Below are 23,876 nucleotides of genomic sequence, written 5' to 3' on the forward strand. Positions count from 1 at the left end.
GGATGCTTAACGTTCAACATGTTGCAGGCGGGTATTCAAATGAACATATATTGAAGGATATTTCTTTTGAAGTGCAAAAAGGTGAATTATTCGGGATCTTGGGACCGAATGGAAGCGGTAAGACCACCTTATTAAAAATGATAAGCGGAATCCTGCCAATTGTAAAAGGTGATATTTTCATATCAGGAAAAAGACTGCAGGAATATAATTCAAAACAGCTGGCTCAAATCGTAGCGGTTTTATCTCAGCATTCTTCGCAATCGTTTTCCTATACCGTAAAAGAAACGGTCTCGCTTGGCCGCTATGCTCATCAAACAGGCTGGTTTCAGACTTGGGAAGAAAAGGATGAAAAGATTGTACAACGGGTGATGAAGCAAACAGGCATCACTTCCTTAAAAAATAAAGCGATTCAAGAGTTATCCGGCGGGGAAAAACAAAGAGTATTTTTAGCGCAGGCACTCGCCCAAGAACCCGAAATTCTCCTATTAGATGAACCAACGAACCATTTGGATTTATCTTATCAAAAAGAATTACTCGATTTATTAAAAAATTGGACGGCAGAAACAGGTTTAACTGTCGTATCTATATTTCATGATTTAAATCTTGCAGGCTTATATTGTGATCGATTGCTTTTGCTCGAAAACGGCACGATTAATATCAACCATATCCCGAACGAAGTGCTGAGAGAAGAAAGAATACGTGATGTTTATCATACCGACATTCAGAAGCATCCACATCCAAGAGTACCAGCACCACAAATGGTGTTAATACCAAATGAGAGGCAAGAAAAGGAGATCATTCAAATTGATGAAAGTTTGTTACGCGTAACAAATGAGTTTATTGAGTTAAAATCACCTGTCCCATTAAGGACGATGTCGTCAGGAGTTGTTGGATCAGGAACAGGATGGCACCATACGTTTGTTAATCGACATGTTGGAAAGGACTATAACTGCAGCGATCATCGAAAGGAAATGGCCACCTTTTTAAAAGCAAACGGCTTCGAACCTTCTGAAACAGTAGGAATGATGACCGCAGTCTTCCTTAAGGATGTTACATGTAAGCATCTTGAAGGGAATGGATTCTCTCTATTTGTTGTGGTAACTGCAGGTGTTGGAAACGCGATCGATGCTTCCAAAAGTGAACTTCATACCTTTGAACAGGTGCCAGGCACCATCAATACGTGGATCTTCGTTAATGGTGAATTAACCGAGGAAGCGTTTATCCAAAGTATTATGACTGCTACGGAAGCAAAAGCAAAAGCGCTCCATGATTTAAACATAATGGATTCGGTGACAGGAACCATTGCGACCGGTACTTCTACCGATAGTATTTTAATTGCGGCTACCCAGGCTGGTGACAGGCTGGAGTATGCAGGGACGATTACAAATTTAGGTAAATTGATTGGGAAAGCTGTATATGAATGCACGTTAGAGGGTATTCGGAAATCTCAAAAAAGGAAAGTAATATGATGATCTATCATTTAACTGCCATAAGTTTTGCGTATTTTATTGATAAGCTTGTAGGAGATCCCCCTCAATGGCCGCATCCTGTCAGATGGATAGGATCATTGATTTCATTCTTGGAGAAGTACTTAAATCATGGGAAAAATAAAAGATTAAAAGGAGTCTTGATGCTCCTTTTTGTTTTATTGATCGTATTTTCAATTGTACTTTTAGTAATTGCATTCAGTTATCGAATTCATCCTATCGCTGGCATTGCCATTGAAAGTATCATCATTGCATCAACGATCGCACAAAAAAGTCTAAAAGAAGCTGCTCTCGAAGTACATGCCCCATTAGAGAAGGGGGACTTGGCAGGAGCTAGAATCAAATTATCTTACATTGTTGGAAGAGACACAGATTCATTAAATGAAAGTGAAATTGCACGTGGTGCAATCGAAACCGTTGCAGAAAACACTAGTGATGGGGTAACGGCACCCTTGTTTTGGGCACTATTTGGGGGAGCGCCTCTTGCAATGGTCTATCGGGCAACGAATACCTGTGATTCCATGGCAGGTTATAAGAATGAAAGATTTAAAGACTTCGGCTGGGCTTCAGCTAAATGGGATGATGTGATGAACTGGATCCCTAGCAGGATAACTGGAGTCCTAATGTTAATCGGAACAAAGCCTATGAAAATGGAGTATCAAAGGGCGTGGAAAATATTATTCCGTGACGCCAAGAAACACCCGAGTCCCAATAGCGGCTGGGGAGAAGCGGCGGTGGCTGCTATTTTGGGGATTCAGCTTGGCGGCATCAACTATTACAAAGGAATCGTTTCAAACCGGGCAAAGATGGGAGATCCATTAGTCCCCATACAAGCTGATCATATTTTATCAGCCAATAAAATCTTGGATAAAACAGTCTTTTTGTTTTTACTATTGTTATGGATCGGAGGGATGATGGTTGAATTTGCCTTCACATGGTTCAAATCCGCAGCACCTTTTTAAATCGCTGGGACTTTCGCTCCCAGAGAAGTATATTGATTTTAGTGCAAACATTAATCCACTTGGTCCTCCTCCTGCCCTTAAAGAGAAATGGAATGATTTCTTTCAGGAAATTACCGTGTATCCAGATCCATTTGCTGAAAAGCTTAGGAATAGGATTGCGGAAACGGAACAAATTTCGGCTGATTCTATTCTAATTGGAAACGGCGGGGCAGAACTTATTACTCTTGTTGCAAGATTTCTTTCCGGAAAAAGGGTTATAGTGGCGGAGCCGTCTTTTTCTGAATATGAAAAGGCATGTCGTGCCAACAATTGTGAAATACAGTACCATCCATTAAGGGGACCTCATTTTGAGTTACATATAGATGAGTTACTCCCAAGTTTAAGCAGTGCAGACGCATTATTTTTATGTAATCCAAACAATCCTACTGGCATTCAATATCCGGTGTCAACGGTTCTTTCAATCATACAAGAATGTGAAAGACAAAATTGCTTTGTGATTGTGGATGAAGCTTTTTATGATTTTTTAGTAAACTATGAATCTTTTATACCATATATTAATAAGTTCTCAAATTTGATCATTATCCGGTCGATGACAAAAATGTTTGCTATTCCGGGAATTCGTTTAGGATATTTGGCTGCAGGTCCAGCCTTACTGGCAGAAATCAGCAAATACCAGCCTCATTGGAGTATCAATACGATTGCGTTATTGGCAGGGGAATTATTTTTACAAAATGAAGAATTTATTAGAATGACACAAGTCTATATTTCGGAAGAACGGGAGAGATTGTTTACATTTTTTAAGAAGCATAATTATGAAATGACTTCTTCACAGGTTAATTTCTATTTGTTACGCGATTCAAATCAAAAAGAACAAAATAACTTATTTGAATTCTTATTGCAGAAGGGAATCATTCCCCGCCATACCTATAACTTCCCTGGTTTAGAAGGAAATTGGTTACGCTTTGCTATTAAAAGTAAGGAAGAAAATAGTAAATTAATGGAGGTATTGTGGGAATGGCGGCAGCTTCATTAATTTTTATAACGGGCGGAGTAAGGAGCGGGAAGAGCAGCTTTGCCGAAAAAATAGCTGTAGAATACGCAAAGGAAAATGGCGGGCAATTAAACTATTTAGCGACCGGTGTTGCTTCGGACCCAGAAATGAGGGAACGAATCGTAAAACACCAGAATGACCGGGAATCTGGTAAGTCTCGTTGGCGAACGATTGAACAGTCGCAAACGATTGGTGAGAGCGCAGCTTATTTTAACAAGGAAGATATTATTCTAATCGATTGCGTGACGACTCTTTTAAATAATGAGCTGTTTTCTTACAATCAAGAATGGGATGATTGTTTTTTAGCACATGTGATGGAAACAATCATAACAGGTATAAATAAAATACGAGACAGAGCAAAAGTTTTAATTGTGGTGAGTAATGAAGTTTTCTATGAGTCAATCGCAGAGAATAATCTCGTTTTCTTTTATTCACGAATCCTTGGAAAGATCCATCAACAGCTGGTGAAGGATGCCAATCAAGCCTTTTTGGTTGAAGCAGGAATACCCATCAACATGAAGGGAGTCAGGTAATGAAAGGAGTTATGATACAAGGAACCTCATCCGACGTCGGTAAAAGCCTTATTGTGACAGCACTTTGCCGAATGTTCGCCAATGATGGGATAAGAGTTGTACCCTTTAAATCTCAAAATATGTCCAATAACTCTTATGTGACAAATGACGGAAAAGAAATTGGCAGGGCGCAAGGGATCCAGGCGGAGGCTGCAAAAATTGAGGCATCTGTATGGATGAATCCGATATTATTAAAGCCTCGTTCGAATCAAGATTCAGAGATTGTGTATTTAGGAAAGTCGTTAAAGACTCTTTCCGGAAGAGGGTATCGGGATACTTTCTACGAAAAAGGACTTGATGTGATAAAGAAGTCTTTAGACCAGTTATCGAGTGAATATGACCTAGTAGTGATTGAGGGGGCTGGAAGTCCAGTTGAAATCAATTTGAAGGATCGAGAACTTGTGAATATGAAGGTTGCTGAACTGGCGGACGTTCCAGTTGTACTTGTAGCCGATATTGATAGAGGCGGGGTTTTTGCCAGTATTGTTGGTACACTTGAGCTTTTGGAGCCAGAAGAAAGACAAAGAGTGGCTGGATTAATCATAAATAAATTCCGCGGGGACATCAGTTTATTTGAAGATGGTATTAACTGGCTGGAAAAGAAAACGGGGATTCCAGTTTTAGGGGTTTTACCATTTGTAGAGAATCATATGATTGATGGTGAAGATTCTTTGTCATTGAACAATCAATTTTCCAGCAGGAAAAAAGGAAATCTGGATATTGCAGTGATTTGGCTCCCCTTTATCTCAAACTATAGTGATCTGGAACCGTTTTTATATGAAGAAGATGTGTCGATCCGCTGGGTGAAACAGGCTTCTGAATTTGGCAGCCCTGATGCCGTTATTATTCCTGGGACAAAGAGTACAATCAATGATTTGAACAGTATAAGAGATAGAAAGTTAGACTTTTTGATACAAACCCATATTGAAAATGGCGGCTATGTTGTCGGTATTTGCGGCGGATATCAAATACTTGGGGAAGAAATCATTGATGAAGCTGGTTCAGATACAGGGATTCCCAACAAGAAAGTATTAGGATTGGGATGTATTCCAGGGACAACAATCTTTTATCAAGAAAAAGAAACGGTAAGAGGGGCTGGCGTGTATCACGAACATACAGGGTTGCCCGCTGATAGGAAGCTGGATGGGTTTGAAATTCATTTAGGAAAAACCGTTTTACACCAGGAAGGGTGCTCATTTTTATCGCTTGATAATGGTAAAGAAGAAGGTTATTTTAGCAAGGATGGTCAAATCATTGGGACGTATCTTCATCATCTTTTTCATAATGATGAATGGAGAAATACTTGGTTAAACCTCATTCGGAAAAGCAAAGGATTACATACAAAAGAAACTTCTTACATGAGGGAACACTTAGATAAAAGATACGATGAAATCGCACACAGACTGAAAGAACATTTAAACTATGAAATGCTAAATGACATCATCAACAAGTGGTGCATGAAATGAGAAAACTTTTAAAGGGTTTCTTAATCAATGTGCAATTTTTCACTGCCCTTCCCGTACATCTTGAAATACCAATGGACAAACCACATCTAAAAAGTGCTGTTCAAGCTTTCCCGCTGCTGGGTCTGTTTCAAGGTGGAATATATGCTGGGCTTTTTTATTTTTTACTAGAATATACTCCTTTTTCGAATCTCGCTGCTGCCTTCTTACTTTGGCTGATGAGTATTCTTTTAACAGGCGGAATCCACTTGGATGGCTGGATGGACGCAAGTGACGGCTATTTTTCTTACAAAGATCAAGAAAAAAGACTAGAGGTAATGAACGACCCAAGAACTGGTGCATTTGGGGTTATCTCGATTATTGTTTTGTTAAGCAGCCGTTTTCTCTTTATCTATGAGATCACCGTTAATATACATGCTGCTTCATTTCTGCTGATTGCTGCAATCCCTCTGTTTAGTAAAAGTGTTATGGGTCTGTTGTTATTAACCGTAAAGTCTGCAAAACAAGCTGGTCTTGGAGCGCTTTTTCAAAGTGCGGCCTTACCCAGGGATTTATGGACCTATCCTGTATATATCATTGGATTCCTAGTTCTTGTGATATTATTTGTTGGCGAATTCTTTTATCTCTCCATATTGCTTGTTGCAGCAATCCTTATTTTGCTTTTTTGCCGCCGCAAAGCGATCAAGTGGTTTGGTGGCATTACGGGAGATATTTTAGGGGCAGCCGTTGAAGGGACTGAGTTATTTCTATGGATGACACTGTGGTTGTTGCATTATTTCGTCATGGTCTAACGGAGGAGAATAAACGGAAAGCTTATTTAGGGTGGAATGATTCCCCTTTATGTTCTGAGTCAAAGAAAATCTACACAAACAACAGATACGATAGTTATTTTTCTAGTGATTTACCAAGGTGTATAAATACTGCAAATATACTTTTTCCAACGAATGATTTGTACCTTCTAAGTCATTTGCGAGAAATGAATTTCGGTAAATGGGAAGGAAAAACCTATGAAGACTTAAAAGAAGTCCCTCTTTACCAGCGCTGGCTTTCGGATCCTATATCTTATAGTCCTCCAGAAGGAGAGTCTTTTGTGGAGTTTACTAGAAGGGTTTCTATTGGATGGGAAAAGATTACTAAAGATATTTTTTCTCAAAATATTCAACGATGTGCAATTATTACACACGGCGGGGTGATTCGATATTTATTATCTGAATTTGCACCACAACACAGAGATTTTTGGTCGTGGCAGGTACCACACCATCATGGATACGAACTTGTTTTTGCAAAAGAAGCATTGGGGAGGCGAGAACGTTGCACTTTATTACGGGAGGTGCCTTTAACGGCAAAAGAGCTTGGGTAAAGGGAAATTACGGGATAAGTGGTACTTGGCTTTCAGCCTATCAGGGTCATCATCTAATCACTGATAGTAACCAAATAGAAAGTAATTTGCTCATTTTAGAAGGTATCGAGTTGTGGCTGAAGGATTTAACGAAATCCCAAGATTCTTACAACTGCCGTGAAATCTGGAATAGCTTCATGAACGATTGGCTTTTCTGGGAAAAAGCAGAGTTTAACAGAAGACTTGTTGTAATTGGAACGGATACTACAAAGGGAATTGTCCCGATGGAGAAAGAAAATCGACTATGGCGCGATGTAACAGGCTGGGCTTATCAAGATCTTGCTGCAAAAGCTGATCGAGTAGATATCATTTGGTATGGTTTAAATCAAACAATCAAAAAAACGGGGGATGGGAAGCTATGAGACTTTATACGAGAACTGGTGACAAAGGAAAGACAAGTATTATTGGAGGAAGAGTCGACAAGGATGATATTCGCGTGGAAGCTTACGGAACCGTGGATGAAGTAAATTGTTTTGTCGGCCAAGTAATGACTGAACTTGATGGAGAGGTATTTAAGGACGTACTAACTGATCTTGAAAAAATACAGCATGAATTATTTGATTGTGGCGGGGATCTTGCCAATATTTCTGACAAGATTGAGTATAAGCTGCGGAACGAAGCCATTGACTATTTAGAAACCAAGATTGATGAATATATTCAAGAAGCTCCAGAGCTGGAAAGGTTCATTTTACCTGGTGGAACGAAGCCAGCAGCTTCGATCCACATTGCTAGAACAGTAACGAGAAGAGCAGAGAGATTAGTTGTATCATTAATGAAGACCGATGAGAAAACTCCTGAGTTAGCACTAAAATATTTAAATCGTCTTTCCGATTACTTCTTTGCGTTAGCAAGAGTGGTAAATTTTCGACTTAACGTAAAAGATGTAGAGTATGTTCGAAGTGCGAAAGTATTCAGGGATGGGAAACGTAAAGATGACAAGTAGATTGCTAAGTTTACTGGCATTGTTTTCTGCACTATCCGCAGTTGGTGCAGCGGTAAAAATTCCTGCGGTCGTAGGCAGTGTCGCTTTTGATGTATTTCCAGCTCTGCTTGCTGCAGCCTTACTTGGCAGCAGAGCAGGAGCAATTGTAGGTGCGTTAGGGCATTTATTATCTGCTCTAATCTCAGGTTTTCCATTAGGACCAATGCATGTGTTAATTGCAATCGAAATGGCTCTTCTTGTTTTTCTTTTTGGTGTTCTTTATAAGAAAAACAAAAAAAATACTGCTGGTATTCTCTTTATCCTTCTGAATACATTTGCAGCACCATTACCGTTTATTATTTTAATGAGCAAAGCATTTTATGTTGCATTAGTTCCATCATTGTTAATCGGTTCAATGATTAATACAGTTATCGCAATGGTGACAATTCCGCGACTAATTTCATTGTTTAAACAAGATTTGATGAATAAAGATGTGAGATTATGAGGGATATCATTACCATCCCGTTAACTAGTACCGATACGCTTATCATCGCAAGTGATAATAGCGGCGGCATTGGTATGAAAGCAGGGGATCGTGTACAGGTTTCATACGAAACGGTTGCCTATTATTCATTTAGAGTAGCAGCAATGGAATGTATCGCAGCAGGAGGAGTTCCACTTTCAGTTGTTCTTCATAATTTTTGTGGAGATCACACTTGGAATGACCTAATAAAAGGCATTCAAAAAGGTTTAGCAGAATTAAATCTAGAGGATATACCCATAACAGGCAGTACAGAAAGTAATTTCCCGTTACAACAATCCGCGATTGGTTTAGTGGTTCTTGGGCAACGGTCTTTTACAAAAGAATCGGAGAACGTTCTTTCTGCTAATCTTAAGTTCGCCGTAATTGGCAGCCCATTAGTGGGGAATGAAGTGATTGATCAGGCAGACAAGGTCTTGCCTTTATTGATTTTTCAAGAAATCTCTAAACTGGAAAAATTAATGGTTTGGCCAGTTGGCTCAAAAGGAATTCTATATGAAATCAATCAGATGTTTCCAAATAAAAAATTTACAAAAGAAATGCTTCATACGAAACTTGACGTTTTAAAATCCTCTGGACCTGCAACCTGTTGTATTATTGCCTATGAACAAACTCAAGAAGAGAAATTGAAAAAAGTCGCTGCTGGGTATTACCATTTCATTACTGTTAAATAAAATAGCACGCCGCAATGGCGTGCTATTCATTTAAACCTTTAATTTTTTGAATGATCGTATCAATACCTTTTCCAATTGAAAACATTGTCTCCTCTAAGCCTTTTTTCCAAACGGGAGCCTGTTCCTGAAGCTTTTCACCTAGTTTTTGTGCATTTTGATTTAATTCCTCTTTTATTTTTTCAGCCTGCTTTTTAATTTCTTCCCTTGTTTGAACTTTTCCAGCCAATTGGTCATTTATCGAAATAACATCAAATTGTTCATTTTGTCTATGCGGGAGTGACGCCTTCATGATTTCTTTGAAAATCGGAACCACATTTCCAGAACCGTTGCTTGGCAGATAATGTTGTCGATCTGTTTGGTCATAACCAATCCATATGGCAGCCACCAAGTTAGGTGTATAACCAACCATCCATTGATCCTTCGTGCCATTAATATCATTAAATGGAAGCTGGGTGGAACCTGTTTTTCCTGCGATCTGAACGTCTGGAATATGTGCGTTTTTGCCGGTACCAGTTTCTACCACATTCAGAAGCATGGCGGTCATCTCATCAGCATTCTCTTTTGACGTTACCTTTGTAGTTTTAGGTTCGCGTTCCGCAATGATATTTCCGGTAGGACCGACAATTTTAGTGATAAGATGACTGTCTTGCCGCTTGCCGCCATTTGGAAATGCAGAGAATGCATTTGCTAATTGAAGCGGAGAAATTCCTTTACTCATTCCGCCTAGTGCTATTGCCAGGTTTTTATCCTCTTTTTCGACTGGCAATCCAAAGGTTGTAAGTTTGTCCAATCCTTTTTCAAGACCGATCTCGTTTAAAAGCCAAACTGCTGGAATATTTAATGATTCCTCTAAAGCTTTGTACATCTGAACTTTACCCTGGTAGGTTTTTGAAAAATTTTCTGGTTTGTATTCACCCAAAGTAGTAGGCTCATCAACGAGTTCAGAGTCAAAAGTATAACCTTCCTCAAGGGCAGGTGTATAAACCGCGAGCGGCTTAATCGTTGAACCTGGCTGAGCCTTTAATTGTGTAGCACGGTTAAAGCCTCTAAACACATGTTCACCTCGTCCGCCAACAAGCGCGAGAACACCCCCTGAAGCCGGATCCATTAGAACGGAACCGCTTTGAACCATACGTTCGCCAGAACTTCTCGGGAATAATGATTTATTATTGTTTACTTTTTCGAGACCAGCCTGCAGGTTTTGGTCTAATTCGGTATAGATCCGATAACCCCGCGTTAGTATCTCTTCCTGTGTTAATCCATATCTAGAGATTGCTTCATTTAGGACCGCATCCACATAATAAGGATACTTCCGTTCAACCAAACTTCCACTTCCGATAGTGATCTTAATCTTTTCGTTTTTTGCCTCATTGTACTGTTCCTTGGTAATCATACCAAGTTCGTTCATCTTGCCTAAGACCAGATTTCTCCGCTTGATTGCCACGTCATAATTTTTTGTTGGATCTAGGTAACTCGGTGATTGCAGCAATCCAGCGAGAAGTGCTGCCTCACTGATCGTAACATCCGTAATCTCTTTATTAAAATATCTTTTTGAAGCATTACTAATTCCCCATGCGCCATTTCCAAAATAAACTTGATTTAAGTACATTTGTAAGATTTCATCTTTTTTATAGACTTTTTCAATCTTTACGGCTAAAAATAACTCTTCCGCTTTTCGTTTATAAGTTTGTTCTGGGGAAAGCAATGCGTTTTTTGCTAATTGCTGTGTGAGTGTACTGCCTCCGCCAGTAATCTCTCCCGCAAATAAATTGTTGAACAAAGCCCTGGTAATGCCCTTAAGATCAAATCCGTTATGTTCATAAAAACGCTCATCTTCAATGGCCACAACTGCTCCAGGAACATACTCCGGAAGATCTTCAATCTTTATCCCTGCAGTTCGATTGGTAGCAACATTAGTAGCCACTTGTTCATCTTTATCATAAATGACAGTTGGTTGGCTTAGTCCCTCTTTTAATGACTGAACATTTGCTCTCGTTGCAAGCCAGCCGAAATAAACAATGGTAACAAGTACAACAATCAAAATCACTAATAATAATAGCTGTGTGAGATGCTTCTTTTTCCAGAAACGGACAATCATTTCCCAATATGGGCGTAATTTTTCCATTGTGTCTCCTTTCCTTCAAAAGGAATTTTGCTTTATTCATTATAAATTTTTTAGCAAAAAAACTCCAATAATAGCCTTTTATGGTGAATACCACAAAAAATTTAAAAATCTGTAGGGGTTTGGTAAAGGGCCATCGTCTATTAAGGTGAAGTAGGGGAAACAGGAGGAAACGATGATTACAATAAAACATTTAAGCCATGAATTTGTGGTAGGTAAAAAGGGTAAACAAACATTTATACCTGTTCTAAAGGATATTTCTTTCGAGGTGAAAGAAGGAGAGATTGTCACCATCGTTGGTCGGAGCGGGTCAGGTAAATCCACTTTATTAAATCTAGTCAGTGGTTTTATTCATCCAAAAGAGGGTGAAATCTGGATTAATGGCCAAAAGGTTTCGCAAATGAATGAGACGAAATTTGCCGATTTTAGAATTAAAAACCTTGGCTTCATTTTTCAAAGCTTCCAGTTGATTCCTAGTATGACTGCCTTTCAAAATGTGGAACTTCCATTAATTTTAAAAGGTGTCAGCGAAACTGTAAGAAAAAAACAGACAGAGGAGATGCTGGCGAAGGTCGGTTTGCTAGATTACCAGGACCATTATCCAGGGGAATTATCAGGGGGACAACAACAAAGAGTAAGTATTGCTCGTGCTTTAATCGTAAATCCACCTATCATTCTAGCGGATGAACCAACGGGAAGTCTTGATAGTGAAACGGAAGAAGATTTATTGAAGTTTATCAAAGAGTTAAACACTGATTTAGGAATAACATTTCTAATCATTACACATGACGAAAAGGTTGCTAATATCGGCCACCGGACGATTGAATTAAAAGACGGACGGATTATCGAGGGGGTGCTAGCATGAAGCTTAGTGATCAATTCCGTTTCGTCCGCCAAAACATGAAGAAAAATAGAACGCGGGTTTACATGACAATCCTAGCGACAGCAATGGGCTGTGCATTCTTAATTGTCCTTGCGTCTGTTGGTTTCGGATTACAAAAATCTGTAGTTAAGGAAATGACAGAACGACGAATCATGACACAAATTGATGTCTACGGTCAAGAAACAACTGAGAGTGGCGGGTATCGGCAGTTAGATGATAAGGACGTTCAGGAATTTGAAGAAATGTCTGACGTAAAAGCTGTAACGAGAAGAAAAATGCTGCAGCAGGAAGGTTTTTATTTGATTGGAAATTACCAGCAGAGCACACAAACGGTGGTAGCAAACTTTCCCTCTGAAATAAAAGCTGGTTTTGAATTATCGGCAGGAAGCCTTGCAAAGGATAAAGCTGAAGTAGTGGTTGGATATAATTTCCCACTCAATCTTGGTGTTAAAGGTGAACAAACGGAAGAAATGTTTGATGAACAAGGTCAATTAAAAGAAAAATTCCGCTATAACGGTAAGCTAATTGGAGAAACCATTGAATTAACGGTTAGTAAGATGGAAGATGGGAAAAAAATAGAAAAGGTTTTTCCAGTAAAGGTCGCAGGGATATCTAAAAAGCCAACAAAAGAGTGGGCAGAAGACAGAAGTGTCTATATTTCGGAGGAACTATTAAAGGATATCGAGGCGTTTACCGGAACACCAAAAGGAATTGTTTTAGATTCCACTGATCAGGTAAATTTAGCAGATTTAGAAGCTTCAAAAAATACCTTTGATGATGTAAAGGTCTATGCGAAAAACATGGAAGCGGTCCAGGGGATTGTTGATGAACTTAAGGAAAATGACTATGCCACCTATTCCGTAGTCAATGAATTAAAGGAAGTTAATTTGATGTTTGCAATAGCGAAGGCAGGACTTATCTTTATTGGGACCATTGCAATCCTAATTGCCTCTATTGGAATTTATAATACGATGACAATGGCCGTAACAGAACGTGCACCTGATATCGGAATCATGAAAGCAATTGGGGCAAATCCTCGTACCATTAAGAGAATCTTTTTATTAGAAAGCAGTTATATTGGTTTGATTGGGGCATTCATTGGGACTGTCGTTTCCTATGGAATTAGTTATGCAGTCAACTTTGTGATACCTATAATCATTAAACAGGCTTTTGGGGAAGAGACACCTCCTGAAATTGTTTTTAGCGATATTCCACTTAGTCTTCCCATTATTTGTATCGTCATCTGTTATGGAGTAACCATACTCTCAGGTCTTCGTCCTGCCCAAAGAGCAACAAAAGTAGATGTACTCAGAGCCATGAGAAGAGAAGTTTAATTGTCGATTCTGTGATATTGGCGGACAACCATTTTCAGTCCAAGCATATGTTAATAGAAAGACGTCTTTAACATAGAAAGGGGATGTGGGAATGATAAACTGGAAGGTCCGCTTTAAGAACCGGAGCTGGGTGATGGCGTTTGTGGCTCAGTTGATGATCGTGGCGCAAATGCTATTGCAAGGTTTAAATGCATTAGGGATTACAGATTTTCAACTAACAGATTCGATTCAGCAATCTATATTAACCTTTATAAATACTGTATTTATATTATTATCATTGATGGGAATCGTACAGGATCCAACCACCAAAGGTATGAGTGACAGTGAACGTGCAAAGACATATAAAGAACCCAACTAATCATAGAGACAGAAACGCTCGGTTGCCTAACTTCAGGCAAAGTTCGAGCGTTTTTTTATTTATGTAGAATTTTGTAAAAATTAGAAGATTGAAATTCCTGAAATGTCGAAGGGGTTGGGGGTATAATGAAGATGGAAACAATTTACAGATAAGGGCAGGTAATACATGAGAAAGGGGTTCTTGATATGTGGTATTGGATTGCAATGGCGGCAGGAATATATATACTTTTTATTCTCCTTGAGGAGTCTGTTTATTACTTTTGGAATCGTTATGTTTACGGACCAAAAGAGAGAAAAGCAAGACGTCGGAGTAGAATCATATTGGGAATGGCCTTTATTATTCAATTACACCTGCTAGAATTTAGAAGAAAACATACACATAAAGTAAGTTCAGGTAAACAATCGGCATAAAAAAGTTCCTTTACAATCCGTAAAGGAACTTTTTTTATGATGTTACTATTGACTGGCTGGTGTCAGTTGAAGCATTTTGTACCACAGGTAAAGTGATATTAACGGTTGTTCCATGGCCGATTTCACTATCGAACATAATATTTCCTTTATGTGACTGTACAATTTTATAGCTGACGGTTAAGCCTAAGCCTGTCCCTTTTTCTTTTGATGAATAGAAGGGTTCGCCGATCTTTTGTAGTAGTTCCTTTGAGATACCACAGCCTTGATCTTGGATGGTAATGCCTAATCGGTTATCATCCATTAAACCAAGAGAGATAGAGATTTTACTATCACTTTTTGAAGCTTCAATTGAATTCTTAATAAGATTAATAAATAATTGTTTCAACTGATTTGGCTCACACTCAATGATGATATCCTCTTTTGGAAAATTCGATTCTATTTGAACATTATATAAAGTTGCTTCGACTGCTAATAAAGAAATGACATCATTGAGTATTTTTTGAATCGCTAATTTTGAATATTTTAAATGCTGCGGTTTCGCTAAGAGCAGGAGCTCGCCTACAATATGATTAATTCGATTTAATTCATCGAGCATTATTTGATAATAATCTTGGTGTTTATCATCTTCCATTTGCAATAATTGAACGAAACCTTTTAATGAGGTTAAGGGATTTCTGATCTCGTGGGCGACGCTGGCAGATAATTCACCGACAACCGAAAGCTTTTCCGTTCTGCTAAGACGCTCTTCTGCTTGTCTTAGAGTCGTAATATCGCGGCCAATAATAACTAGTCCTTCCCTCGTTCCATCCTCATGAAACAACGGAACTTTAATGGTATCAAATATTTTAGATGTTCCATCGGGCAGTGGAACGACCTCTTCACAGCGTGTTACTGTACCATTTTTCCACGTTTCCTCATCAGATACTTCACAGTATTTGAGTGCGTCTGAATAGAACTCCGTGTATTCTGCCAATTCAGAGTCTTTTTTTCCCAAGTAATCAACATTCTCCAGCTGAAATAATTTCAGTCCAAAATCATTGGCTCGAATCCAGCGACCTTCACCATCTTTAAAGTTTACAAAATCCACCATTGAATTTATGAGGGTGGATAAGCGTTTTTCTTGTTCCTTCGTCGTATCAAGCTCTTCTTTTTTTAGGATGAAAAAATAAAATATTCCACCCGTCACTAGAATATAGAAAATTTCTTTCCCTCGTTCAAAATAATTGTCAAGGGACGAAGGGATATAATGTGTCAGTATATAGTTACTAGCATAAATCCAAATCAAGCTAGTAATTAAAAAAAGAAGTACTAATTTCGTTTTATTCATTTATTTCTCCTATCCTCTCTTGGAAGGAAATTTCCTGGATTATCATTGTTGCCTATTCTATACTACTAAAAATTCAGGTAATATGGAATATCTGAAAGCTGGAAATCTACATAATTACATTATAAAGGTTACAAATTGGTAACATCCACGTATAAAAGTGGTTACCGATGTGTAACCCTTTTTTTGGTAAAAAAAAGTATGATGTGGTAGGGGATGAAATACCTATTCGGAAGTTAATTGTATTTAATCTACAAAGGTCAAATTTTCAGGTAGTAGAAGCGGGGGACGGGAAAGAAGCAATTAAGCTTGTTCATGACCAGTCCCCTGCTTTTGTATTGTTAGATTTAATGCTCCCCGATATGGATGGGTTTGAGATTTGTACCAGGCTAAGAGAATGTAATCCGGAATTGCCAATTGTTATTGGATCGGCTCGGGGGCAGGATATGGAAAAAATTATGGGGTTAGAGCTCGGTGCAGATGATTATATTGTAAAGCCATTGCTGTTTTTCCTGTCGTTGACTTAATTATTGGATAAGAGAAAATAAGATTTATCATAATAAAAAACTTGTGTTATCTGAAAGTTCAGAATAAAATTAAACTAACATACCAACCGGTAGGTATGTATCCGGTTTTGCCAGCATAATTATATTTAGCGGCTATTATACTAAATTCTAAAAAAATGAATGGAGTGAAAGGTATGCATTTACGTTTGACAGATGAACAAAAGATGGTCCAAAAAACAATTAGAAGATTCGTAGAAAAAGAGTTAATTCCACTTGAGAATGAAGTATTAAGAAATGAAAGAGAAGGTAAGCCAAGTCTTCCTCCTGGAGTACTCAAAGAACTTCAGTTAAAAGCGAGGGAAGCTGGCTTCTGGGGCATAAATACACCAGAGGAGTATGGCGGAGCAGACCTTGGGCAGATGATGATGGCGATTGTATTGATGGAGGTTTCAAAGACGTTTGTCCCATTTAGCTTTGGCGGATCCGCAGACAATATCCTTTATTACGGTAATGAAGAACAAAAGAAGAAATACTTAATTCCTACTATTAACGGTGAGAAGAAGTCTTGCTTTGCAATGACAGAGCCAGGTGCAGGATCAGATACTAGGAATATTAAAATGACAGCAATGAAAGATGGAAATGACTGGGTGTTGAATGGTGAAAAAACATTCATTACAGGTGGAAATGAAGCAGACTTTGTTATGGCAATTGCCATAACAGATAAAGACCTGCACCAATCCACACAGGGGCGAGAAGGGGTTACGTGTTTTATTGTCGACCGGGATATGGGCTGGAAATCTGAGTATATACATACCATGGGAGAATGGGGACCAGCCGGCCTAGTATTTGAGAATGTTCGAGTACCAGAAGAGAATATCCTTGGTGAATTACACAAAGGGTACAATCTAGGATTGGAGTGGATAGGATTTGCGAGATGGGTAGTCGGTGCCAGAGCTGTAGGTGCAGCAGAGCGCTTATTACAAATGGCCATTGATTATTCGAAGGAACGGATCACCTTTGGAAAGCCAATTGCAGAAAGACAAGCGATACAGTGGCAAATTGCTGACTCTGCCGTTGAGATCGAAGCTGCTAAGTGGCTGGTATTAAATGCTGCCTTCACGCTTGATAACGGAGAAGATAATCGCCACCTGGCTTCGATGGCAAAGCTTTATGGATCGAATATGGGTAATAATGTTGTCGACCGTGTTTTGCAAATTCATGGTGGCATGGGCTATACAAAGGAATTGCCAATCGAGCGCTGGTACCGCGAAGCAAGACTCTGGAGAATTTATGACGGTACAGATGAAATTCAACGCATGATTATTGCGAGAAATCTAATAAAAGGACATGTTAAAGTTGGTCAATACGTTTGATAATTTTTTTGAAAGCGTTATCTATAAAACTATGTTAATAGATTATGTTTGGGAGGAATAGAAATGGCAGGGAGATTTTCAGGAAGAGTAGCATTTGTAACAGGCGGAAGTCGTGGAATTGGAAAAGGAATTGTTGAACGTTTTGCGGAAGAAGGCGCAAAAGTAGCGTTTATTGATTTAAATGAAGAAGCACTTGCAGCGACAACAAATGAACTAAGAGAAAAAGGCTATGATGTTTTTTCAAAGGTAGCAAATGTAGTCGATGCTGATCAGGTAGAAGGTGCGATCAAAGAGACGTACGATGCATTTGGCTCGATTGATATTCTTGTTAATAATGCAGGAGTAATTCGCGATAACTTACTTTTTAAAATGACAGACTCAGATTGGCAGATGGTCATGGATGTTCATTTAAAAGGATCGTTTAATGCCGCACGAGCAGCACAAAAGTACATGGTGGAAAATAAATATGGCCGTATTATTAATATTTCTTCGACTTCAGCTCTTGGCAATCGTGGTCAGGCAAACTATGCTGCAGCAAAAGCAGGATTACAGGGCTTCACAAAGACACTTGCGATAGAGCTTGGGAGATATGGAATTACGGCAAACTCTGTTGCACCTGGGTTTATTGAGACTGAAATGACAAAGGAAACCGCTGATAGAATTGGTGTTCCATTTGAACAATTAATTCAGCACAGTGTAGCCAGCATTCCTGTTGGAAGAAGTGGAAAGCCTGCAGATATCGCCAATGCAGTGGCATTCTTTGCCGATGAACAATCTTCTTTTGTGAATGGTCAGGTTATTTATGTTGCCGGCGGACCAAAAAATTAATCGAAAAAGTGAGGCGAAGATAAATTGTTTAATGAAACAGTTGGTAAACGCTCCAATAAAGTGAAGAACGTTGTCGAGAGAGGAGCAGTTAAAAAATTTGCAGAATCAATTGGAGATCTCCATCCGATCTACTTTGATGAAGAAGCAGGCAGAAATTCAAGGTATAAAAATAATATTGCCCCGCCTACTTTTCCGAGGACGTTTGATTATGGTGTGATTGAGGGATTAAATCTGCCAAATAAAGGATTAATTCACGGGGAGCAAACCTTTCATTATAAACGACCGCTTGTCGTTGGTGAAGAACTTCTTTGTTATTCCGAAGTGAAGAAATACTTTGAGAAAAAAGGTAATTTTGGTGATATGGGTTTTCTTGTCTTGGAAAGCTTTGGTGAAGATGCAGCTGGCAACGTGATATTTAGTTCAACATCAACGGTTGTTATTTCTGAAGCTGTGAGGAAGGTGCTGACAAAATGAGTACTCTTTTGCAATTACAAGTTGGTGAATCACTTAAAGAAATTCAGTTAGACCCGGTCTCCCGGATCGATTTAATAAAATATGCAGGTGCCTCCGGTGACTTTAATCCGATTCATACGATTGATGAGGAAGCGAAAAAAGCTGGATTACCAGGGATTATTGCTCATGGTATGTGGACGATGGGCAATCTTGCAAAGCTTTTCACGCCGTATTTTGAAGATGGATTTGTTCAGGATTATTCGATCCGATTTAAAGGAATGGTCTTTTTAAATGATGTCATTACTCTTAAAGCAACCTTAAAAGAAGTAGTAGACAATAAATTACGCTTTCAGGTTCAAGCTGTTAACCAAAATGGAAATGAAGTTTTAAAAGGGGAAGTCTTGTTTACCCAATTCTAAGTAGTCATTGATAACCCGGTCAAAAGAGAGATACCTGCTTATTGGCTGGGTTTATTATAGTTGAGATGGATGAAATGAGGTGATTAAGATGAACTTTGAATTTGATGAGGATATCTTATTTTTAAAAAAGAATGTACGTGATTTCATTCAAACCGAAGTAGAAGCTGTTGCCATGCAAATTGAAGAAGACAATCAAATTCCCGAAAAAATCATTCAATTATCAAGGGAAATGGGACTTTTCGGACTCAGTATTCCAGAACAGTTCGGTGGACTTGGTATTGGGATGGTTGGAAAATGTGCGTTGTATGAAGAAATCGGTCAAACGCACAACGGCTATACCACTTTAATTGGTGCTCATACAGGAATTGGTACAGTGGGGATAGTGGAAATGGGTAATGAGGAACAAAAGAAAAAATACCTTCCTGCAATGGCGAGCGGTGAAAAATTGGGAGCCTTTGCTCTAACAGAGCCAAATGCCGGCTCGAACGCCGCCAATTTAAAAACTACTGCAGTCCGAAAAGGAGATAAATTCCTTATCAATGGGTTGAAGCATTATATCACCAATGCAATTGAAGCCAGTGTGTTTACGGTAATGGCTGTTACTGACCCGGGAAAAGGAGCAAAAGGGATTACTTCGTTCATCGTTGAAAAGGATTTTCCTGGCTTTCAAATTGGGGCAGTGGAGCGGAAAATGGGGTTAAGAGGCTCACATTCAGCAGAATTAATTTTTGAAGATTGTGAGGTACCTCTGGAAAATGTCCTTGGAACCGAGGGGCAGGGGTATGTCAATGCGTTGAAAATATTAGCAAATGGTCGTGCTGGTTTAGCGTCTAGGAATCTTGGTTCCTGTCAAAAATTGCTAGACATGTCTGTGAGGTACGCGAAAGAACGTATCCAATTTGGCACCCCGATCATTAAACACCAGGCAGTCAGCCATATGTTAGCGGAAATGGCGGTCGAAATTGAGGCACTGCGTTCGTTTACCTACCGTGTGGCATGGATGGTTGACCAAGGAATGAAAGTAATGAAAGAAGCTGCAATGTTAAAGCTTTATGGTTCAGAGGTGTATAACAGGGTGGCGGATAAAGCTGTTCAAATCCATGGGGGACTTGGCTATATTGCAGATTATCCTGTTGAAAGATTTTATCGGGATGCACGAATTACGAGGATTTATGAAGGGACCTCGGAGATACAGAAAAATATCATCGCATCGCAACTGGATATTGAGTATAGCGGATTATAGTGACCGAAGTGCATTTGGAAAGAGAAGTTGGGTCAATCCAGGAACCTTGAAGTGACCGAAAAACATTCAAAAAGAGCATTTGGTTTAATGCTGGAAACTTTGGAGCTACTCAACAGATAAAGGAGGTATGACCGTGAAAGATATCGTAATTCTTAGTGCAGTTCGGACGCCAGTGGGGAGATATGGCGGCGCTTTAAAAAGTCTTAATTCTGGACAGCTGGGTTCAATCGTCATTAAAGAAGCGATCGACAAAGCAGGTATCTCAGCTAGCCAAGTGGATGAAGTAATACTAGGGGAAGTAAGGCAAACCACAGAGAGTTCCAATGTTGCGAGAGTAGCCGCATTACGAGCCGGCGTACCAGAAACGTCACCTGCTTTCACTGTAAATCGTCTCTGTGCTTCTGGTATGCAGGCGGTTGCTTCAGCTGCTCAGCAAATTGCGTTTGGACATGCAAATATTGTGGTTGCCGGCGGTACCGAAAGCATGAGCAATGCGCCGATCTATCTAAGGAATTCTCGTTTTGGCGGTGATAATCCTAAACTGGTTGATTCTAACACTGAAGTGGGCCAGCAGCCAACAGAGCAATATGGATATCATCTTGGCATGGGTATCACCGCAGAAATTGTTGCAGAACGATACTCGATTACGCGGGAAGAACAGGATGTATATGCTTTAGAAAGTCAACACCGTGCTGCCAGTGCGATTGAAAGTAACCGATTTTATGCAGAAATTATTCCAGTTGAAGTAAAAACGAAAAAAGGTACAATCTTGGTTACACAAGATGAACATCCTAGACCGGAAACCAGGATTGAATCCCTGGCAAAGCTTAAGCCTGCATTTAAAGAAAATGGAACCGTTACAGCAGGTAATTCATGTGGCAGAAATGACGGTGCGGCAGCAATGGTGTTAACCTCAGATGAATATGCTAAGTCCCTAGGATTAAAACCAATTGCTAGAATCGTAGATTGGGCGGTTACAGGGGTTTCACCTGAGGTAATGGGAATCGGACCTGTACCTTCAGTGAAAAAGCTACTAGAGCGTACTAATCTATCACTTGAGGATATTGACTTATTTGAATTAAATGAGGCATTCGCCTCCCAGGCAATAGCTGTAATACGAGAATTATATTTAGATAAGGCAAAGGTAAACGTCAATGGCGGTGCCATTGCACTTGGACATCCACTTGGCGCTTCCGGGGCAAAGATCATAACAACTTTAGTGTATGAATTGATTCGTCGTCAGCAAAACAGGGGTATCGCTACCCTATGTGTCGGCGGTGGCCAAGGCATGGCTATCATGGTAGAGGTGATTTGACTTTTTTTAAGCTATAGAAACGAGAATTTTGGTGAAAAAATAGTATTGAATATTATAAATATTTTGTATATTATGTCTTTAGCAACATACTAACTAGTTAGTATGTAAAATCTAAAATAGAGTGAGTAAAAATGGTCCTGGGAGGAAACGTCGATGCATGTGAAAGAGTTATTTGATTTAACAGGAAAGGTTGCCATTGTGACTGGTGGTGGACGAGGTCTAGGTCAGCAAATCGCTGAAGGATTTGCGGAGGCCGGTGCCAATGTAGTGGTATGTTCAAGGAGACTAGAGGCGTGTCAGGAAGTAAGTGAAGGATTAAAGAAAATCGGTGTGGATAGCCTTGCTATAAAATGTGATGTAACCAATCCAGAGGATGTAAAGAATGTAGTTGACCTTACGTTAGAAAGGTTTGGAAGAATCGATATCTTGGTAAATAATAGTGGAGCGACTTGGGGAGCCATGGCTGAAGAAATGCCGCTTGAGGCTTGGAAGAAAGTAATCGACGTCAATGTAACAGGAACATTCCTTATGTCACAGACTGTGGGAAAAGTTATGCTAGAGCAAAAGTCAGGAAAAATCATAAACATTGCCTCTGTAGCAGGTCTTAAGGGAAGTAATCCTGATTATATGAATGCGATTGGCTACAATACTTCTAAAGGAGCGGTCATTACTTTTACAAAGGATTTAGCGGTTAAATGGGGTCCGCACGGTGTTTATGTCAATGCAATAGCGCCAGGGTTTTTCCCTACGAAAATGTCGAAAGGATTGCTAGAGAAAGGCGGCGAAGGGATTCTACAGGGCACACCATTGCGTAAGTTTGGTTCAGATACTGACCTAAAAGGAGTTGCATTATTCCTAGCAGCACCCGCATCTGATTTTATCACAGGAGACATTGTTGTTGTAGATGGCGGCGCACACGCTATGTAGAGTGATCACTTGATAGAAGGGGTGAAGAGAAATGAAAAGGGATGCAGTTATCGTCTCAGCGGTAAGGACAGCAATTGGCAGGCAAGGTGGTGCTCTTGCAACGATTCCAGCACATGTGCTAGGAGCAGCGGTTATAAGAGAAGCCGTTAAACGAGTAAATATCAATCCAGAGATGATAGATGATGTGATTATTGGGAATGTTTTATCAGGTGGGGGAAATATTGCTAGATTAACAGCATTACAGACAGGACTATCTATAAATTTGCCTGGTTTAACGGTAGATCGCCAGTGCGGTTCCGGAATAAATGCCATTAATCTAGCAGCACAAGCTATTTGGGCTGGCGATGGTGATATCTTTATTGCAGGTGGTACCGAAAGTATGAGCCGGGCTCCGTATTTAATGGATCGCCCAGAAAAGCCATATAGTGCTACGCCCCCAAGCTTTAGAAAATCACAACTATCACCAAACGACATCGGAGATCCGCCTATGGGGATAACAGCTGAAAATCTCGTTGAAAAATATAAGATTACGAGAGAAGAACAGGATGAATTTGCAGAGACGAGCCAATACCGTATGAAGGCTGCTATGGAAGAAGGACGCTTTAATGAACAAATCGTTCCGATCGCCATTCCAGTAAAAAAGGGTGAACCATTCATCTTTAAAACAGATGAACATCCACGCCCACAAACGACGATTGAGGCATTGTCAAAGCTCCAGCCAGCTTTCCTCAAAGGCGGTACTGTAACCGCCGGTAATAGCTCCGGATTAAATGATGGAGCGTCCGCTCTTGTGATTATGTCTAGAGAAAAAGCGGAGGAATTAGCTATCACGCCGCTAGCGGTTATCCGTTCTTATGCAGTTGCAGGGGTTGATCCTAATATCATGGGAATTGGACCTGTTCCTGCCGTAAGAAAAGTTATGGAAAAGGGTGGACTTTCTATAGCGGACATGGATCTGATAGAAATCAATGAAGCTTTTGCAGCACAGGTACTTGCGTGTAATCGTGAGCTTAATATGGATTCAAATAAAGTAAATGTCAATGGTGGTGCTATCGCACATGGTCATCCACTTGGAGCAACAGGCGCCATCTTAGCAACCAAAGCAGTTTATGAACTTAAACGTTCAAATGGCAGATATGCGCTCATTACGGCTTGTATTGGTGGGGGTCAAGGGATCGCTACTATAATCGAAAGAGAGTAAAAGTGTTTAAGGCAGAAATAATGGACACTATTTTCCATCTTCTTAATGTGAATGTTTTAAAACTTTATAAGGGTCAGTAATGCCTCATGGGAGTAGCCAATCTCGGGTT

The 23,876-nt window shown here is 39.7% G+C and carries 26 protein-coding genes; 24 read left to right on the forward strand and 2 right to left on the reverse strand.

Going from position 1 to position 23,876, the window contains the following annotated elements:
- The first annotated feature begins 2 nt into the window (after window positions 1–2).
- From F4694_RS16665 to F4694_RS16715, 11 genes are read left to right on the forward strand one after another with little or no spacing between them, the layout of a single operon-like run.
- On the forward strand, window positions 3–1,469 hold the full coding sequence (locus F4694_RS16665) for an adenosylcobinamide amidohydrolase (protein WP_179599977.1): 1,467 nt from the start codon (window positions 3–5) through the stop codon (window positions 1,467–1,469).
- The gene (cbiB, locus tag F4694_RS16670) at window positions 1,466–2,449 is read left to right on the forward strand and encodes an adenosylcobinamide-phosphate synthase CbiB (protein ID WP_179599979.1); all 984 of its coding nucleotides are present in this window, start codon (window positions 1,466–1,468) and stop codon (window positions 2,447–2,449) included. The genes F4694_RS16665 and cbiB overlap by 4 nt, the downstream gene beginning before the upstream one ends.
- Complete coding sequence (cobD, locus tag F4694_RS16675) at window positions 2,406–3,482, forward strand: threonine-phosphate decarboxylase CobD (protein ID WP_179599981.1); 1,077 nt, start codon at window positions 2,406–2,408, stop codon at window positions 3,480–3,482. The genes cbiB and cobD overlap by 44 nt, the downstream gene beginning before the upstream one ends.
- A complete protein-coding gene (locus F4694_RS16680; RefSeq protein WP_179599983.1) occupies window positions 3,464–4,033 on the forward strand; it encodes a bifunctional adenosylcobinamide kinase/adenosylcobinamide-phosphate guanylyltransferase in 570 nt (189 codons plus the stop codon). The genes cobD and F4694_RS16680 overlap by 19 nt, the downstream gene beginning before the upstream one ends.
- On the forward strand, window positions 4,033–5,538 hold the full coding sequence (locus F4694_RS16685; RefSeq protein WP_179599985.1) for a cobyric acid synthase: 1,506 nt from the start codon (window positions 4,033–4,035) through the stop codon (window positions 5,536–5,538). Before F4694_RS16680 ends, F4694_RS16685 begins: the two co-directional genes overlap by 1 nt.
- On the forward strand, window positions 5,535–6,326 hold the full coding sequence (cobS, locus tag F4694_RS16690) for an adenosylcobinamide-GDP ribazoletransferase (protein ID WP_179599987.1): 792 nt from the start codon (window positions 5,535–5,537) through the stop codon (window positions 6,324–6,326). Before F4694_RS16685 ends, cobS begins: the two co-directional genes overlap by 4 nt.
- Window positions 6,284–6,895 (forward strand): histidine phosphatase family protein, encoded by a 612-nt coding sequence (locus F4694_RS16695; protein WP_179599989.1) that lies wholly within the window; start codon window positions 6,284–6,286, stop codon window positions 6,893–6,895. Before cobS ends, F4694_RS16695 begins: the two co-directional genes overlap by 43 nt.
- Entirely contained in the window at window positions 6,847–7,296 is a 450-nt protein-coding gene (locus F4694_RS16700) for a bifunctional adenosylcobinamide kinase/adenosylcobinamide-phosphate guanylyltransferase (RefSeq protein ID WP_179599990.1), read from the forward strand. Before F4694_RS16695 ends, F4694_RS16700 begins: the two co-directional genes overlap by 49 nt.
- Window positions 7,293–7,877, forward strand: a complete 585-nt coding sequence (locus F4694_RS16705; protein ID WP_179599991.1) for a cob(I)yrinic acid a,c-diamide adenosyltransferase — start codon at window positions 7,293–7,295, stop codon at window positions 7,875–7,877. Before F4694_RS16700 ends, F4694_RS16705 begins: the two co-directional genes overlap by 4 nt.
- Complete coding sequence (locus F4694_RS16710; RefSeq protein WP_179599992.1) at window positions 7,867–8,361, forward strand: ECF transporter S component; 495 nt, start codon at window positions 7,867–7,869, stop codon at window positions 8,359–8,361. Before F4694_RS16705 ends, F4694_RS16710 begins: the two co-directional genes overlap by 11 nt.
- Window positions 8,358–9,071, forward strand: coding sequence for an ATP-binding protein (locus tag F4694_RS16715; protein WP_179599993.1), 714 nt, complete (start codon window positions 8,358–8,360; stop codon window positions 9,069–9,071). Before F4694_RS16710 ends, F4694_RS16715 begins: the two co-directional genes overlap by 4 nt.
- 22 nt (window positions 9,072–9,093) lie before the next feature.
- Here F4694_RS16715 and F4694_RS16720 read toward each other — a convergent pair whose 3' ends face one another.
- Window positions 9,094–11,196 (reverse strand): PBP1A family penicillin-binding protein, encoded by a 2,103-nt coding sequence (locus F4694_RS16720; RefSeq protein WP_179599994.1) that lies wholly within the window; start codon window positions 11,194–11,196, stop codon window positions 9,094–9,096.
- A gap of 172 nt (window positions 11,197–11,368) precedes the next feature.
- On the opposite strand from F4694_RS16720, the gene F4694_RS16725 reads away from it, so the two are divergent.
- From F4694_RS16725 to F4694_RS16740, 4 genes are all read left to right on the forward strand, one after another.
- Window positions 11,369–12,058, forward strand: a complete 690-nt coding sequence (locus F4694_RS16725) for an ABC transporter ATP-binding protein (RefSeq protein WP_179599995.1) — start codon at window positions 11,369–11,371, stop codon at window positions 12,056–12,058.
- Entirely contained in the window at window positions 12,055–13,410 is a 1,356-nt protein-coding gene (locus F4694_RS16730) for an ABC transporter permease (protein WP_179599996.1), read from the forward strand. The genes F4694_RS16725 and F4694_RS16730 overlap by 4 nt, the downstream gene beginning before the upstream one ends.
- Before the next feature lie 91 nt (window positions 13,411–13,501).
- Window positions 13,502–13,768, forward strand: coding sequence for a phage holin (locus F4694_RS16735; protein ID WP_179599997.1), 267 nt, complete (start codon window positions 13,502–13,504; stop codon window positions 13,766–13,768).
- A gap of 185 nt (window positions 13,769–13,953) precedes the next feature.
- On the forward strand, window positions 13,954–14,178 hold the full coding sequence (locus F4694_RS16740; RefSeq protein WP_179599998.1) for a hypothetical protein: 225 nt from the start codon (window positions 13,954–13,956) through the stop codon (window positions 14,176–14,178).
- Window positions 14,179–14,212: 34 nt separating this feature from the next.
- Here F4694_RS16740 and F4694_RS16745 read toward each other — a convergent pair whose 3' ends face one another.
- On the reverse strand, window positions 14,213–15,505 hold the full coding sequence (locus tag F4694_RS16745; protein WP_179599999.1) for an ATP-binding protein: 1,293 nt from the start codon (window positions 15,503–15,505) through the stop codon (window positions 14,213–14,215).
- A gap of 167 nt (window positions 15,506–15,672) precedes the next feature.
- Between F4694_RS16745 and F4694_RS16750 the strand changes: the two genes are divergently transcribed.
- The 9 genes from F4694_RS16750 to F4694_RS16790 all read left to right on the forward strand — a co-directional run bounded on the left by F4694_RS16750 (window position 15,673) and on the right by F4694_RS16790 (window position 23,767).
- A complete protein-coding gene (locus F4694_RS16750) occupies window positions 15,673–16,029 on the forward strand; it encodes a response regulator (RefSeq protein WP_179600000.1) in 357 nt (118 codons plus the stop codon).
- A gap of 173 nt (window positions 16,030–16,202) precedes the next feature.
- Window positions 16,203–17,381, forward strand: coding sequence for an acyl-CoA dehydrogenase family protein (locus tag F4694_RS16755; RefSeq protein ID WP_179600001.1), 1,179 nt, complete (start codon window positions 16,203–16,205; stop codon window positions 17,379–17,381).
- Between the two features lie 63 nt (window positions 17,382–17,444).
- Window positions 17,445–18,209, forward strand: a complete 765-nt coding sequence (fabG, locus tag F4694_RS16760; RefSeq protein WP_179600002.1) for a 3-oxoacyl-ACP reductase FabG — start codon at window positions 17,445–17,447, stop codon at window positions 18,207–18,209.
- Between the two features lie 24 nt (window positions 18,210–18,233).
- Window positions 18,234–18,683, forward strand: coding sequence for a MaoC family dehydratase N-terminal domain-containing protein (locus F4694_RS16765; protein ID WP_179600004.1), 450 nt, complete (start codon window positions 18,234–18,236; stop codon window positions 18,681–18,683).
- Window positions 18,680–19,081, forward strand: a complete 402-nt coding sequence (locus tag F4694_RS16770) for a MaoC/PaaZ C-terminal domain-containing protein (RefSeq protein ID WP_179600006.1) — start codon at window positions 18,680–18,682, stop codon at window positions 19,079–19,081. Before F4694_RS16765 ends, F4694_RS16770 begins: the two co-directional genes overlap by 4 nt.
- An 88-nt stretch (window positions 19,082–19,169) precedes the next feature.
- Entirely contained in the window at window positions 19,170–20,324 is a 1,155-nt protein-coding gene (locus F4694_RS16775; RefSeq protein WP_179600008.1) for an acyl-CoA dehydrogenase family protein, read from the forward strand.
- Between the two features lie 127 nt (window positions 20,325–20,451).
- The gene (locus F4694_RS16780; RefSeq protein WP_218895702.1) at window positions 20,452–21,639 is read left to right on the forward strand and encodes a thiolase family protein; all 1,188 of its coding nucleotides are present in this window, start codon (window positions 20,452–20,454) and stop codon (window positions 21,637–21,639) included.
- Window positions 21,640–21,792: 153 nt separating this feature from the next.
- Complete coding sequence (locus F4694_RS16785) at window positions 21,793–22,566, forward strand: SDR family oxidoreductase (RefSeq protein WP_179600012.1); 774 nt, start codon at window positions 21,793–21,795, stop codon at window positions 22,564–22,566.
- 31 nt (window positions 22,567–22,597) lie between these two features.
- Window positions 22,598–23,767, forward strand: a complete 1,170-nt coding sequence (locus F4694_RS16790) for a thiolase family protein (RefSeq protein ID WP_179600014.1) — start codon at window positions 22,598–22,600, stop codon at window positions 23,765–23,767.
- Window positions 23,768–23,876 lie beyond the last annotated feature (109 nt).

The organism is Neobacillus driksii, assembly GCF_013409995.1.
Taxonomy (GTDB): Bacteria; Bacillota; Bacilli; order Bacillales; family Cytobacillaceae; genus Neobacillus; species Neobacillus driksii.